Below are 14274 nucleotides of genomic sequence, written 5' to 3'. Positions count from 1 at the left end.
CCGCCTTGCGCGCGGACGCTGCTGCGTCGCTCCTCGTACTCGTGCTTATTACCTCGCCCACAAGTGCGGGACGAACCGGCGTGTAAGCGACAGGCAGCCAGGATTCGATCAGACCCCGCACCGGCAACGGCGCGGGGTTTTTCGTTTCAGTGACCGCGAAGTCAAAAACCCCCTCACTCCAACACCGCTCAAGGACATCCGCCCCATGACCAGTTCCGCCCAGCCCACCACCAAGATCGCCATCGTCGGTTATGGCAGCCAGGGCCGCGCGCACGCGCTGAACCTGCGCGAGTCCGGCTTCGACGTCACCATCGGCCTGCGCGCCGGCGGCCCGACCGAAGCCAAGGCGCAGGCCGACGGCTTCGTGGTGAAGAGCCCCGCCGAAGCGGTCAAGGACGCCGACCTGGTCGCGGTGCTGACCCCGGACATGGTGCAGAAGAAGCTGTACGACGAAGTGCTGGCGCCGAACATGAAGCAGGGCGCCTGCCTGCTGTTCGCGCACGGCCTGAACGTGCACTTCGACATGATCAAGCCGCGCGAGGACCTGGACGTGGTGCTGGTCGCGCCGAAGGGCCCGGGCGCGCTGGTGCGCCGCGAGTACGAGATCGGCCGCGGCGTGCCGTGCATCTGGGCGGTGTACCAGGACAAGAGCGGCAAGGCCGAGCAGTTCGCGCTGGAATACGCCGCCGGCCTGGGCGGCGCGCGCGCCAACCTGATCAAGACCACCTTCAAGGAAGAGACCGAGACCGACCTGTTCGGCGAGCAGGCGGTGCTGTGCGGCGGCGCCTCGTCGCTGGTGCAGGCCGGCTTCGAAGTGCTGGTGGAAGCCGGTTACCAGCCGGAAATCGCCTACTACGAAGTGCTGCACGAACTGAAGCTGATCGTCGACCTGTTCTACGAAGGCGGCATCACCCGCATGCTCGAGTTCGTCTCCGAGACCGCGCAGTACGGCGACTACGTCAGCGGCCCGCGGGTGATCGACGCGGCGACCAAGGAGCGCATGCGCGACGTGCTGACCGACATCCAGAACGGCACCTTCACCAAGAACTGGGTGGCCGAGTACAACGCCGGCCTGCCGAACTACAAGAAGTTCAAGCAGGCCGACCTGGACCACCCCATCGAAACGGTCGGCAAGCAGCTGCGCGCCAAGATGGTGTGGCTCAACGGCGAGGCCGCTGCCGCGCCCGCCGCCGGCGGCTCCAAGGCCGCGTAACCCGCGGCTCCCCTACCCGCTTCCACCGAAAGGTCGCCACCGTATGAACTCCTCCGCTCACGGCACGCCCCGCAACGGCGCGCGCTGGCTGACGCAGGCCCTGGAAGCCGAAGGCGTGGACACGCTGTTCGGCTATCCGGGCGGCACCATCATGCCGTTCTACGACGCGCTGGTAGACAGCCAGCTCAAGCACATCCTGGTCCGCCACGAACAGGGCGCGGCGCTGGCCGCCAACGGCTACGCCCGCGCCAGCGGCCGGGTCGGGGTGTGCGTCGCCACGTCCGGCCCGGGCGCGTCCAACCTGGTCACCGGCATCGCCGATGCGATGCTCGACTCGGTGCCGATGATCTGCCTGACCGGGCAGGTCGCCACGCCGCTGCTGGGCACCGACGCATTCCAGGAACTGGACGTGTTCGGGCTGACCCTGCCGATCGTCAAGCACAGCTTCCTGGTGCGGCACGTGGACGACCTGCCGCAGGTGCTGCGCGACGCGTTCCGCATCGCCCGCGAAGGGCGGCCGGGCCCGGTGCTGATCGACCTGCCCAAGGACGTGCAACTGGCCGATGCCGCGCATCTGCCGGCGCATGTGCCGGCGGCGGTGCCGACCCCGCCGGCGCCGCAGGATGCGGTGCTGGCCGAGGCGCTGGCGGCGATCGCCGGCGCCGAGAAGCCGGTGATCTACGGCGGCGGCGGCATCGCCCTGGGCGATGCGGTGGACGCGTTCCGCCAGTTCGTCGACGCCACCCGCATCCCCACCGTGCTGACCCTGCGCGGCCTGGGCGCGCTGCCGCACGCCCACCCGCATTACCTGGGCATGCTGGGCATGCACGGCACCCGCGCCGCCAACATGGCGGTACAGGAGTCGGACCTGCTGATCGTGGTCGGCGCCCGCTTCGACGACCGCGCCACCGGCAAGCTGGCCGAGTTCGCGCCGTTCGCGCGGGTCATCCACCTGGACGCCGACGCCTGCGAGATCTCCAAGCTGCGCCAGGCCGACATCGCCGTGCCCGGCGACGTGGCGCAGGCGCTGCGCGCACTGGCCGCGGCGACCAGCACCTGCGAGGCCTGGCACGCGCGCTGCGTCGGCCACCGCGAGAAGTTCGGCGCGCGCTACGACGCGCCCGGGCAGGACATCTACGCGCCCGGCCTGCTGAAGCGGCTGAGCGAACTGGCCCCGGCCGACACGGTGATCGCCTGCGACGTCGGCCAGCACCAGATGTGGGTGGCGCAGCACTGCCGTTTCAACCATCCGCGCAACCACCTGACCAGCGGCGCGCTGGGCACCATGGGCTTCGGCCTGCCGGCGGCGATGGGCGCGCAGTTCGCCTGCCCCGACCGCACCGTGGTGCTGGTCAGCGGCGACGGCAGCTTCATGATGAACGTGCAGGAGCTGGTCACCATCGCCCGCTGCAAGCTGCCGGTGAAGATCGTGCTGCTGGACAACAGTTCGCTGGGCATGGTGCGGCAATGGCAGGAACTGTTCTTCGCCGAGCGCTACAGCGAGATCGACCTGTCCGACAACCCGGATTTCGCCGCGCTGGCGCAGGTGTTCGGCATCCCGGCCAAGCGCATCACCGCGCGCGGCCAGGTCGAGGACGCGCTGGCCGAGCTGTTGGCGCAGCCGGGCCCGGCGCTGCTGCACGTGGCCATCGACGCGCGCGCCAACGTGTGGCCGCTGGTGCCGCCCAACACCGCCAACAGCACCATGCTGGAAAGCAATCCCGCCGCCCAGCGCCAGGAGACGACACATGCGTTACCAGCTTGACCTGGTGCTGAAACCGATCGACGGCGCACTGCTGCGCGCGATCGGCATGGCCGAACGCCGCGGCTTCGCGCCGATCTCGATCAGCGGCGCGCCGGTGGCCGAGGACGCCGGCCGCTGGCACCTGCAGTTGGTGGTGGACGGCACCCGCCCGGGCGAGACCCTGCGCCTGCAGATGGAAAAGGTCTACGACTGCGAGTCGGTGCGCGTGACCGCGCTGGATGGGGTGGCGTGATGGGGCCGGGAGTCGGGAGTCGGGACTTGGGATTGGGCGCGCATCCCGACCTGTCGGCGTGCGTGGCAGCCCTGCCGCGCCAGCGCCGTGCAGCCATGCGGAGGCACCTTCTTCAACGGAGGTCGCTTCTTCGCGTTCGCGCCCCGGATTCCGGCTGCGAATCCCCCCTCCCGAATCCCGAATCCCGGCATCTCCATGTCTGATGCCGCCGCGCCTGCCCAGGAACCCGACGTACCCCACGTCGCCGTCAGCGTGGCCGACGTGCTGGCCGCGCAGGCGCGGCTGCGCCGCTATCTGTCGCCGACGCCGGTGCATTACGCCGAGCGCTTCGGCGTGTGGCTGAAGCTGGAAAACCTGCAGCGCACCGGCTCCTACAAGGTCCGCGGCGCGCTCAATGCGCTGCTGGCCGGACTGGAACGCGGCGACGAGCGCGCGGTGATCTGCGCCTCGGCCGGCAATCACGCCCAGGGCGTGGCCTGGGCCGCGCACCGCCTGGGCGTGCAGGCGATCACGGTGATGCCGCACGGCGCGCCGCAGACCAAGATCGCCGGCGTCGCGCACTGGGGCGCCACCGTGCGCCAGCACGGCAACAGCTACGACGAGGCCTTCGCCTTCGCCCGCGACCTGGCCGACCAGAACGGCTACCGCTTCCTGTCCGCCTTCGACGACCCGGACGTGATCGCCGGCCAGGGCACCGTCGGCATCGAACTGGCCGCGCACGCCCCGGACGTGGTGATCGTGCCGATCGGCGGCGGCGGCCTGGCCTCCGGCGTGGCCCTGGCGCTGCGCTCGCAGGGCGTACGCGTGGTCGGCGCCCAGGTCGAAGGCGTGGATTCGATGGCGCGGGCGATCCGCGGCGACGTCCGCGCCGTGGACCCGGTGCCCACCCTGGCCGACGGCGTCAAGGTTAAAATCCCCGGGTTCATCACCCGCCGGCTGTGCGCCAGCCTGCTCGACGACGTGGTGATCGTGCGCGAGGCGGAACTGCGCGAGACGCTGGTCCGCCTGGCGCTGGAGGAGCACGTCATCGCCGAGGGCGCCGGCGCGCTGGCCCTGGCGGCCGGGCGCCGCGTCGCCGGCAAGCGCAAGTGCGCGGTGGTGTCCGGTGGCAACATCGACGCCGGCGTGCTGGCGACGCTGCTGTCGGAGGTGCGCCCGCGCCCGCCGCGCAAGCCGCGCCGCCGCGCCGCCGAGCGACTTCGCAGCCAACGTCCCGCCCCGCCCGCTCCCGCCCGCATCGCGTCGTCCCCGCATCCCAATCCGCCAGCCACCGCCGCCGTAGAGGAACCCATCTGGTGAACACTTCTGCTTCTTCCCAGACCCCCCGCATCCGTATTTTCGACACCACCCTGCGCGACGGCGAGCAATCCCCCGGCTGCAGCATGACCCCGCCGCAGAAGCTGGTGATGGCGCGCGCCCTGGCCGAGCTGGGCGTGGACATCATCGAGACCGGCTTCCCGGCCAGCTCGCAGTCCGACCGCGAGGCGATGGCGCTGATCGGCCGCGAACTGCGCACGCCGACCCTGGCGGTGCTGTCGCGCTGCCTGGCCGCCGACATCGAGACCTCGGCACGGGCGCTGGAAGCGGCGGCCAATCCGCGCCTGCACGTGTTCCTGTCCACCAGCCCGCTGCACCGCGAGCACAAGCTGCGGATGAGCCGCGAGCAGGTGCTGGAGTCGGTACGCAAGCATGTCGCGCTGGCGCGCCAGTACGTGGACGACGTGGAGTTCTCGGCCGAGGACGCCACCCGCACCGAGGAGGATTTCCTGGCCGAGGTCGCCAGCGTGGCGATCGCCGCCGGCGCCACCACCATCAACCTGCCCGACACCGTCGGCTTCACCACCCCGGAAGAGATCCGCGGCATGTTCGCGCGGATCATCGCCAACGTCCCCGGCGCCGACCGGGTGGTGTTCAGCACCCACTGCCACAACGACCTGGGCCTGGCCGTGGCCAACTCGCTGGCCGCGGTGGAAGGCGGCGCGCGGCAGGTGGAATGCACCATCAACGGCATCGGCGAGCGCGCCGGCAACTGCGCGCTGGAAGAAATCACCATGGCGCTGAAGGTACGCAACGCCTTCTACGAACTGGACACCGCGATCCACACCCCGCGCATCGTCGCCACCTCGCAGTTGCTGCAGCGCCTGGTCGGCATGCCGGTGCAGCGCAACAAGGCGATCGTCGGCGGCAACGCCTTCGCCCACGAGTCGGGCATCCACCAGCACGGCATGCTGCGCCACCGCGGCACCTACGAGATCATGCGCCCGGAAGACGTGGGCTGGGAGTCCTCGCAGATGGTGCTGGGCCGCCACAGCGGCCGCGCCGCGGTCGAGCAGCGCCTGCGCGCGCTCGGCTACGTGCTGGACGAGGCCGAACTGAACATCGCCTTCGAGGCGTTCAAGGCGCTGTGCGAACAGCAGCGCGTGGTCAACGACGCCGACCTGCAGGCGATGATGCAGGACGCGCCGGAAAGCCAGGGCTACCGGCTGTCGTCGATGACCGTCAGCGACCGCGGCCAGCGCGCCAGCGCGCAGGTCGAGCTGTCCGACCCGGACGGCCAGCGGGTCAGCGAGCACGCCGAGGGCGACGGCCCGGTGGACGCGCTGTTCGCCGCGCTGTCGGCCGCCACCGGCGTGCAGCTGGTGCTGGACAGCTACCAGGTGCACAGCGTCGGCATCGGCGCCGACGCGCGCGGCGAGGCCAACCTCAGCGTGCGCCACGGCGAGGTCGAGTACGACGGCACCGGCACCAGCCGCGACATCATCGAGGCCAGCGCGCTGGCCTGGCTGGACGTGGCCAACCGCGTGCTGCGCCAGCGCCAGGTCGCGCCGGCCGGCGCCGCCGACGCGCTGGCCTGAGCGGCCACAGCGCGGTCATCGTCGTCGTGCACGCTCACGTTCGCTCGCCCTCCCCGCCCAGCTTTCCTGCCAGGTAGTACCGCAATGTCCGCCACTCCCCGCACCCTGTACGACAAACTGTGGGACGCGCACGTCGTCGTCCCCGAAAGCGCCGCCGCGCCGGCGGTGCTGTACATCGATCTGCACCTGATCCACGAAGTGACCTCGCCGCAGGCGTTCACCGAGCTCAAGGCGCGCGGCCTGAACCCGCGCCGGCCCGACCGCACCAAGGCGACCATGGACCACTCCACGCCGACCCTGCCGCGCGGCGCCGACGGCAAGCTGCCGTACTACACCCAAGCCTCCGAGGCGCAGGTGGACATGCTCGCGCGCAACTGCGCCGACTACGGCATCGAACTGTTCGACATGGGCTCGGACAACCGCGGCATCGTCCACGTGATCGCGCCGGAACAGGGCTTCACCCAACCCGGCATGACCATCGTCTGCGGCGACAGCCACACCTCCACGCATGGCGCGTTCGGCGCGCTGGCGTTCGGCATCGGCACCAGCGAGGTCGGCCACGTGCTGGCCACGCAGTGCCTGCTGCAGCGCAAGGCCAGGACCATGGCGATCACCGTCGACGGGCCGCTGGCGCCGGGCGTCGGCGCCAAGGACGTGATCCTGCACATCATCGGCGTGATCGGGGTCAACGGCGGCACCGGCCACGTGCTGGAGTACCGCGGTTCCACCATCGAAGCGATGGACATGGAACAGCGCATGACCCTGTGCAACATGTCGATCGAAGCCGGCGCGCGCGCCGGCATGGTCGCGCCGGACCAGGTCACCTTCGACTGGGTCGCCAAGACCCCGCGCGGCCCCAAGGGCGCCGACTTCGAGGCCGCCGTGCAGCGCTGGTCGCAGCTGCGCAGCGATCCCGGCGCGCGCTTCGACGCCGAGGTGCGGATCGACGCGCGCGACATCCGCCCGACCCTGACCTGGGGCACCCACCCCGGCACCGCGATCGCGGTGGACGTGCCGATCCCGGCCGCGCAGGATCCGGCGGCGCAGAAGGGCCTGAACTACATGCACCTGGAAGCCGGGCATGCGCTGATCGGCACACCGGTGGACGTGGTGTTCGTCGGCTCCTGCACCAATGGCCGGCTCAGCGACATGCGCGACGTGGCGCAGGTGCTGCGCGGACGCAAGGTGGCGCCGCACGTGCGCATGCTGGTGGTGCCGGGCTCGGAGATCGTCAAGCGCCAGGCCGAGGCCGAAGGCATCCACGAGGTGGTGCGCGCGGCCGGTGCGGAATGGCGCGAGTCCGGCTGCTCGATGTGCATCGCCATGAACGGCGACCTGGTGGCGCCGGGACAACTGGCGGTGAGCACCAGCAACCGCAACTTCGAAGGCCGCCAGGGCCCGGGCTCGCGCACCCTGCTGGCCTCGCCGCTGACCGCGGCCTGGGCGGCGGTGAACGGCAAGGTCAGCGATCCGCGCGCGCTGTTCGCGGAGGTCGCGTGATGGCACCGCACATCGCCGCGTTCGCGGCCACGCTGACCTTCGTCGCCGCCACCACCCGCGCCTTCGCGCACCGCCACACGCCGCTGCTGCCGCCGTACGCGCCGCCCGCGGCGCTGCCGCCGGCGGCCGATGCCGAGGCGCCCGCCCCCGACTCCGTCGCTTCCCAGGAGACCCCGTGATGGCCGGCTTCGCCACCCTCACCTCGCGCAGCGTGGTGCTGCGCCAGACCAACATCGACACCGACCAGATCATCCCGGCGCGGTTCCTGTCCACCACCGAGCGCGCCGGTCTCGGCCGCCACGCCTTCAACGACTGGCGCTGGCAGGCCGACGGCACGCCGAACCCGGAGTTCGCCTTCAACCAGGCGCACAACGCCGGCCGCCAGATCCTGCTGGCCGGGCGCAACTTCGGCTGCGGCTCCTCGCGCGAGCATGCGCCGTGGGCGCTGACCGACCTGGGCCTGCGCGCCATCGTCAGCAGCGAGATCGCCGACATCTTCCGCAACAACAGTCTCAAGAACGGCCTGCTGCCGATCGTGCTGGCCGAGGACGACGTGCAGACGCTGATGCAGCGCCCGGACGATGAACTGACCGTGGACGTGGCCGCGCGCGAACTGCGCACGCCCGACGGCCGCGTCTATGCGTTCCCGCTGGACGCGTTCTCGCAGACCTGCCTGCTCGAGGGCGTGGACGAGATGGGCTACCTGTTGCTGCGCCAACCCGACATCGAACGCTACGAGGCCACCCATGCACGCTGACATCGTCGTCCTGCCCGGCGACGGCATCGGTCCGGAAGTCGCCGCCGCCGCGGTCGCGGTGCTGCGCGCCGTGGCCGCGCGCCACGGCCACGACTTCCAGTTCCAGGAACACGACATCGGCGGCATCGCCATCGACCGCCACGGCGAGCCGCTGCCGGCGGCGACGCTGAGCGCCTGCCAGCGCGCCGACGCGGTGCTGCTGGGCGCGGTCGGCGGACCGAAGTGGTCCGACCCCAACGCCAAGGTGCGCCCCGAGCAGGGCCTGCTGGCGATCCGCCGCGGCCTGGGCCTGTTCGCCAACCTGCGCCCGGTCAAGCCGCACCCGGCGGCGCTGGACGCCTCGCCGATCAAGCCGCACCTGCTGCAGGGCGTGGACATCGTGGTGGTGCGCGAACTCACCGGCGGCATCTATTTCGGCGACAAGACCCGCAGCCCCAGCGACGCCAGCGACCTGTGCCGCTACACCGTCGCGGAGATCGAACGGGTGCTGCGCAGCGCGTTCCGCCTGGCGCAGCAGCGCCGCAACCACGTCGTCTCGGTGGACAAGGCCAACGTGCTGGAGACCTCGCGGCTATGGCGCGACGTGGCCGCGCGGATCGGCCGCGAGGAATTCCCGGACGTGCGCCTGGAGCACCAACTGGTCGATTCGATGGCCATGCACCTGCTGGCCAAGCCGCGCGAGTACGACGTGATCGTCACCGAGAACATGTTCGGCGACATCCTCACCGACGAGGCCTCGATGCTGGCCGGCTCGCTGGGGCTGCTGCCGTCGGCCTCGCTGGGCGACGGCCGCATCGGCCTGTACGAGCCCATCCACGGCTCGGCGCCGGACATCGCCGGCAAGGGCATCGCCAATCCCTACGCGACCATCCTCAGCGCGGCGTTGCTGCTGCGCCACTCGCTGGGCCTGGAAGCCGAAGCCGCGGCGATCGAGCAGGCCGTCGGTGCCGCGCTCGACGCGCAGGCGTTCACCGCCGATCTCGCCGCGCCCGGCCAGGGCATCTCCACCGAGGCCGCCACGCAGGCGGTGCTGCAGCGCCTGCACGGCTGATCCGCGGCGGCGCCGCCGGCGCCGGCCGTCTCCCGCCCGCCGCGCCACGCGGCGGTGCGGGCCACCTACCTCGCCGCGCTGCGCGTGCATGCCGCAGCCGCGGCGGCAATCATTCCGAGACCAAGCCCGTCGCGGCCGCGCGAACGCGGCGCCGCGTCCGCGCGGCCGCGGCGGCCTAGCCGACCACCCGGTCGCGACCTTCGCGCTTGGCCTGGTACAGGTGCTTGTCGGCCTTCATCAGCAGGTCGCGGCGGGTGCGCAGGGTCGGCGACACGCAGGCAAAGCCGATGCTGGCGGTGAAGCGCACCGCGCGTCCGTCGTCGTCGTACAGCACCAGGCCGGCCATGCGCAGGCGCAGCGCGTCCAGACGCGCGCGTGCCGGCTCCTGGTCCAGGCCGGGCAGCACCAGCAGGAACTCCTCGCCGCCATGGCGCGCGGCGAAGGCCTGCTCGCCGAGGATGGCGCGCAGCGCCTCGCCGACCCGGCGCAGCACCTCATCGCCGATCTCGTGGCCGTACGCGTCGTTGATCTTCTTGAAGTGGTCGATGTCCAGCAACGCCACGCACAACGGCATGCGCGTGGTCAGCGCCCGCTCCAGCGCCGTGTTGAGGTACGGATCGCCGGTGCGCCGGTTGGGCAGGCCGGTCAGCGCGTCGTGCCCGGCTTGGTAGGCGAGCTTGCGCACCAGGTCCTCGCGTTCGAGATTGGCCAGCTTCAGCGCCAGGTTCTTGGCTTTCAGCTCGTGGGTGCGCTCGGCGATGATGGTGTTGAGCCGGCGCTGGCGGCGCCGGTAGCGGCGGCTGCGGCCGCGGTACCACCACAGGATCAGGCCGGTCACGCACAGCGCCACCAGCATCACGAACGGCCAGCGCTCCCAGAACGGCGGCACCAGTTGCAGGCGCAGCGAGGCGCTGCCGATGCGTTCGCTGCGCGACCAGTCCAGCGGGCTGGTCATCGCCTGTATCTCCAGCCGGTAGCTGCCCGAGGGCAAGTTGGTGTAGACGGCTTCCTCGCTGCTGCCGGCGTCGACCCACTGCCGGTCGAATCCCTGCAGGCGGTAGCGATAGCGCACCTTGTCCGGCGAGCGGAAGCTCAGCCCGGCATAGCCGATCGCGAGCCGGGCGACGCCGCCTTGCAGGCGGTAGTCGCTGCGCAGCGGCTGCGCCACGCCATCCACCTGCACCCGCGAGATCAGCAGCGACGGCGCACGCACGTTGCGCCGGCCCGGCAGCGCCGGATCGATCAGCGCCAGCCCGGCCGAGGTCGGGATCAGCAGCACGCCGTCGCGGCTGCGCCAGCCGGCCGGCGCGCTGCTGCCGTTGCTCTGCCCGCTGGGCATGCCGTCGCTGCGGTCGACCACGTCCACCGCCAGGGTGCTGCGCTGGCCAGCGTCCAGTTCCGCCAGGCGCGCACGTGCGATGCGCAGCAGGCCGCGGTTGCTGCTCGCCCACAGGTTGCCGTTGCCGTCGTCGAGCAGCCGGAACAGCTTGTCGCGCGGCAGGCCGACGCGATGGTCGTAGATGCGCCACTGCCCGCCGCGCAGCCGCAGCAGGCCGCGGTCGCTGGCGACCCACAGCGTGCCGTCGGCGTCTTCGAGGAAGTCGAAGGCGTTCTGCGCCGGGAAGCCGCGGCCGCTCGGCCGCGGCTGCAGCGTGCCGTCGCCCGCGAGCGTGGCGATGCCCTGGTTGGTGCCGATCCACAGCGTACCGGCGCGGTCGCGGTACAGCGCCTGCACCTGCCGCCCGGGCAGGCCGTCGGCGGTGCCGTAGGCGCGCGTGCGCTCGCCCTTGCGGTACTGCAGCCCCTCGTTGCCGCCGATCCACAGGCCGCCGTCGGCATCGGCCAGCAGCGCGCGCACCATGGTCCGCGGCACGCCCGCGGCCTCGCCCAGGCGCTGCCGGATGCTGCCGTCGGCCGACAGCAGCAGCACGCCCTGGTCGTAGGTGCCGACCCACATGCCGCCGTCGCGGGCGGCGGCCAGCGCCAGCACCGACGGATCGCGGCCAGCGCGCTCGCTCAGCCGCACTGGGCGGATGCGGCCACCCTGCCAGCGGTCCAGGCCGGCGGCATGGCCGATCCAGATCGCGCCGTCGGCGTTCTGCTGGACCACGCGCACGTAGTCGCTGCCGAGTCCGTCCTGGCGAGTCAGGCCAGCGGCGTCGCCCTTGGCGACGCGGAACAGGCCGTCGGTGCTGCCGACCCATACCAGGCCCTCGCGGTCCTCGATCAGCGCCGGGCTGACCACGCCGGAGATCGACAGCACCTCCTCGCTGGCGCCGTTGGCCGCGTGCCGCAACAGTTGCCCGCTGGACAGGCTCATCCACAGCTGGCCGTCCTGGTCCTGCAGCGCGGCATCGACGCGCTGGCCACGCCGCAGCCATTGCAGGCCGCCGTCGGCGCCGAGCCAGAACACGCCCTCGTCGCTGGCCACCAGCAGGCCGCCGTGGCGGTCGAGGGTCAGGCGCCGGATCGACGCCGTGCGCATCGCCGCCGCGCCCCAGCGCTGCGCCTGCGTGCCGTGCGCGGTCATCCGGAACAGCCCCTGCGGCGTGCCCACCAGCACCGTATCGCGGTAGCGCAGCAGCGCGGCGATGCGGGTGTTGCGCAGCCCCGCGGCGGCGCCGACGTCGACCAGGCGACCATCGGCCTCGATCCGGAACAGGCCGTCCTCGCTGCCGACCCACAGCCCGCCGTCGGCGTCGCGCAGCATCGCGGTTACCCGCAGCCGCTGCGCGCGCGCATCGCCCAGATGCTCCCAGCGCCCGGCGGCATAGCGGAACACGCCGTCGTAGGCAGTGCCGACCAGCATGCCGCCGTCGGCTTCGGCGAGCAGCGCGAACACCCCCGACAACTCCATGCCCGGGGTGTTCTGGCGATCGAAGACGGTGAAGCGGCGGCCGTCGAAGCGCGCCACGCCCTCCCAGGTGCCGACCCAGATCATGCCGTCGCGGTCCTGCGCGAGCGCATGCACCAGGTTGTGCGGCAGCCCCTCTTCCATGGTCCAGTGCGCGATCACCGGACGTTCGAGCACCGCGCGTTCGCTCAGCGGCGCGGCCGCTTCGGCGCGCGCGGCGGCACTCGCGCAGCACAGCGCTAGCAATAGGCACAGACTCACGCCCAAGCGGCGACACAGCGCATGCGCGCCGTCGCGAATATCGTGACGCCGATCCCCGTGCTCCATCGCTTTCCGAACTACACCGACAACGGCGCGCGGCAACCCCCTGTGGGCAGATGGCTAATCTATCACCGCCTGTTCGCCGCCGATGTCAGGGAGTTCCTGACGCCCCAGGTGACCGCACCGCCCCTTCGCGATTTCCGGCTCGCCGCTCCTCGGACGCGAAGGAAGACGCAAGCCGAACGCAGCGTCACAATAATGAACCAACGGGTCTAGTATAAATATCGAACCGACTGGTCTAGTATTGCCACCATGGTCAGCAAATCGCCCGCCGCCTCCGCCAAATCCTCCTCGCGCCCCGCCGGGCCCGGCCGCCCCAAGGACATGGGCAAACGCGCCGCCATTCTGGAGGCGGCACGGGAGATGTTCACCGAACTCGGCTTCGGCGGGGTCAGCATGGACGGCATCGCCGCCCGCGCCGGCGTTTCCAAGCTCACCGTCTACAGCCACTACGGCGACAAGGAGACCCTGTTCGCCGAGGCCGTGCGCGCGCAATGCCAGGCGCTGCTGCCGGACGATCTGTTCGGGCACGCGCTGAAGGGGCCGCTGCGCACCCAGTTGGTGGAGATCGGCCAGGCCTTCTTCGCCATGATCAGCAGCGAGGCGGCGATGGCCACCCACCGCATGATGCTGACCCCCGGCACCGGCGACGACCACGTCCGCGAGATGTTCTGGAATGCCGGACCCAAGCGCACCCAGCAACACCTGGCGCAGTTGCTGCAGGCCCACGTCGCCGCCGGCGCGCTGGACATCGCCGACCTGGACCTGGCCGCCTCGCAGTTCTTCTGCCTGGTCAAGGGCGAGCTGTATTCGCTGATGATGTGCGGCCTGTGTCGCGACGCCGGCCAGGACCGGATCCGCGCCCACGTCGAGGCCAGCATCGACTTCTTCCTGCGTGCCTATGCGGTGCGCTAGCCCGGCCGCGGGGCCGTCCGCGCTGGCCGATGACTTCCGGCACTGCGCGCCGGACCGTCCGGCGGCGATGCTGCGGCATACGCCCGGCCTCCGTGCCGGCTAAAATGCCCGGCCCTCCGCGTTGGATGCCCGAAATGACGATCGACTACTCCCAAGCCCGCGAAAAGATGGTGGAACAGCAGGTCCGTCCCTGGGACGTGCTCGACCTGCGCGTGCTCGACGTGCTGTCGCGGCTGCCGCGCGAGACCTTCGTGCCGCCGGCCCATCGCGCCGTGGCCTACGCCGACCTGGAGATTCCGCTGGGCCACGGCCAGTACATGATGAAGCCGGTCATCGAAGGCCGCATGCTGCAGGCCCTGGACCTGCAGCCGGGCGAGGACGTGCTGGAGATCGGCACCGGCAGCGGCTTCGTCAGCGCCTGCCTGGGCGAACTCGGCCGCGAAGTGGTCAGCCTGGAGATCGAGCCGGCGCTGGCCGCCACCGCGCGCGCCAACCTGGACGCCGCCGGCCTGGGCAGCAACGTCCGCATCGAGACCGCCGACGCCTTCGCCTGGAACAGCGAGCGCCGCTTCGACGTGGTCTGCGTCACCGCCGCGGTCACCGAGATCCCGGCCCAGTTCCTGGCCTGGCTGCGCCCCGGCGGACGCCTGTTCGCGATCCGCGGCCGCGCGCCGGTCATGGAAGCGGTACTGGTGCATGCCGAGGCCGGCGCGCCGCGCACCGAATCGCTCTTCGAAACCGACCTGGCGTACTACCTGCGAGGCGCCGCGCCAGTCCCCCAGTTCACATTCTGATCCATCAAGGAAGCCGC

At 71.4% G+C, this 14274-nt stretch carries 12 protein-coding genes; 11 read left to right on the top strand and 1 reads right to left on the bottom strand.

Annotation, left to right across the window (positions count from 1 at the left end; all coding sequences use genetic code 11):
• Positions 1–205: 205 nt before the first annotated feature.
• From ilvC to leuB, 9 genes are all read left to right on the top strand, one after another.
• The gene (ilvC, locus tag NKJ47_RS05465) at positions 206–1213 is read left to right on the top strand and encodes a ketol-acid reductoisomerase (protein ID WP_254460502.1); all 1008 of its coding nucleotides are present in this window, start codon (positions 206–208) and stop codon (positions 1211–1213) included.
• Positions 1214–1256: 43 nt separating this feature from the next.
• Positions 1257–2978 (top strand): acetolactate synthase 2 catalytic subunit, encoded by a 1722-nt coding sequence (gene ilvG / locus NKJ47_RS05460; protein WP_254460501.1) that lies wholly within the window; start codon positions 1257–1259, stop codon positions 2976–2978.
• Positions 2962–3210, top strand: a complete 249-nt coding sequence (locus tag NKJ47_RS05455) for an ACT domain-containing protein (protein ID WP_254460500.1) — start codon at positions 2962–2964, stop codon at positions 3208–3210. The genes ilvG and NKJ47_RS05455 overlap by 17 nt, the downstream gene beginning before the upstream one ends.
• Before the next feature lie 195 nt (positions 3211–3405).
• Entirely contained in the window at positions 3406–4509 is a 1104-nt protein-coding gene (locus tag NKJ47_RS05450; protein WP_254460499.1) for a threonine dehydratase, read from the top strand.
• A complete protein-coding gene (locus tag NKJ47_RS05445; protein ID WP_254460498.1) occupies positions 4506–6065 on the top strand; it encodes a 2-isopropylmalate synthase in 1560 nt (519 codons plus the stop codon). Before NKJ47_RS05450 ends, NKJ47_RS05445 begins: the two co-directional genes overlap by 4 nt.
• Positions 6066–6149: 84 nt before the next feature.
• Positions 6150–7565: a 3-isopropylmalate dehydratase large subunit gene (leuC, locus tag NKJ47_RS05440; RefSeq protein ID WP_254460497.1), complete on the top strand. Its 1416-nt coding sequence runs from the start codon at positions 6150–6152 to the stop codon at positions 7563–7565.
• Positions 7565–7744 (top strand): hypothetical protein, encoded by a 180-nt coding sequence (locus NKJ47_RS05435; protein ID WP_254460496.1) that lies wholly within the window; start codon positions 7565–7567, stop codon positions 7742–7744. Before leuC ends, NKJ47_RS05435 begins: the two co-directional genes overlap by 1 nt.
• Entirely contained in the window at positions 7744–8322 is a 579-nt protein-coding gene (gene leuD, locus NKJ47_RS05430) for a 3-isopropylmalate dehydratase small subunit (RefSeq protein WP_017914017.1), read from the top strand. The genes NKJ47_RS05435 and leuD overlap by 1 nt, the downstream gene beginning before the upstream one ends.
• Entirely contained in the window at positions 8312–9373 is a 1062-nt protein-coding gene (leuB, locus tag NKJ47_RS05425) for a 3-isopropylmalate dehydrogenase (protein WP_254460495.1), read from the top strand. Before leuD ends, leuB begins: the two co-directional genes overlap by 11 nt.
• A gap of 175 nt (positions 9374–9548) precedes the next feature.
• Here leuB and NKJ47_RS05420 read toward each other — a convergent pair whose 3' ends face one another.
• Positions 9549–12554, bottom strand: coding sequence for a two-component regulator propeller domain-containing protein (locus NKJ47_RS05420; RefSeq protein WP_429002493.1), 3006 nt, complete (start codon positions 12552–12554; stop codon positions 9549–9551).
• A 246-nt stretch (positions 12555–12800) separates the two neighbouring features.
• Here NKJ47_RS05420 and NKJ47_RS05415 point away from each other — a divergent pair, with 246 nt between their 5' ends.
• The gene (locus tag NKJ47_RS05415; protein ID WP_254460493.1) at positions 12801–13463 is read left to right on the top strand and encodes a TetR/AcrR family transcriptional regulator; all 663 of its coding nucleotides are present in this window, start codon (positions 12801–12803) and stop codon (positions 13461–13463) included.
• A 134-nt stretch (positions 13464–13597) separates the two neighbouring features.
• Positions 13598–14257: a protein-L-isoaspartate O-methyltransferase family protein gene (locus NKJ47_RS05410; protein ID WP_254460492.1), complete on the top strand. Its 660-nt coding sequence runs from the start codon at positions 13598–13600 to the stop codon at positions 14255–14257.
• Positions 14258–14274 lie beyond the last annotated feature (17 nt).

Origin of the sequence: Xanthomonas sacchari (assembly GCF_024266585.1) — a bacterium.
In the GTDB taxonomy this organism is placed as follows: domain Bacteria; phylum Pseudomonadota; class Gammaproteobacteria; order Xanthomonadales; family Xanthomonadaceae; genus Xanthomonas_A; species Xanthomonas_A sacchari_C.
Note: the sequence above shows the minus strand (reverse complement) of the source record. Positions and strands in the feature narration are given on the sequence as shown.

Bases quoted from the DNA above. Each gene is read 5' to 3' on its own strand.
- NKJ47_RS05450 (WP_254460499.1), top strand. From the start codon at position 3,406: ATGTCTGATGCCGCCGCGCCTGCCCAGGAACCCGACGTACCCCACGTC.
- ilvG (WP_254460501.1), top strand. From the start codon at position 1,257: ATGAACTCCTCCGCTCACGGCACGCCCCGCAACGGCGCGCGCTGGCTG.
- NKJ47_RS05410 (WP_254460492.1), top strand. From the start codon at position 13,598: ATGACGATCGACTACTCCCAAGCCCGCGAAAAGATGGTGGAACAGCAG.
- leuC (WP_254460497.1), top strand. From the start codon at position 6,150: ATGTCCGCCACTCCCCGCACCCTGTACGACAAACTGTGGGACGCGCAC.
- leuD (WP_017914017.1), top strand. From the start codon at position 7,744: ATGGCCGGCTTCGCCACCCTCACCTCGCGCAGCGTGGTGCTGCGCCAG.
- ilvC (WP_254460502.1), top strand. From the start codon at position 206: ATGACCAGTTCCGCCCAGCCCACCACCAAGATCGCCATCGTCGGTTAT.
- NKJ47_RS05435 (WP_254460496.1), top strand. From the start codon at position 7,565: ATGGCACCGCACATCGCCGCGTTCGCGGCCACGCTGACCTTCGTCGCC.
- NKJ47_RS05455 (WP_254460500.1), top strand. From the start codon at position 2,962: ATGCGTTACCAGCTTGACCTGGTGCTGAAACCGATCGACGGCGCACTG.
- leuB (WP_254460495.1), top strand. From the start codon at position 8,312: ATGCACGCTGACATCGTCGTCCTGCCCGGCGACGGCATCGGTCCGGAA.
- NKJ47_RS05415 (WP_254460493.1), top strand. From the start codon at position 12,801: ATGGTCAGCAAATCGCCCGCCGCCTCCGCCAAATCCTCCTCGCGCCCC.
- NKJ47_RS05420 (WP_429002493.1), bottom strand. From the start codon at position 12,554: ATGGAGCACGGGGATCGGCGTCACGATATTCGCGACGGCGCGCATGCG.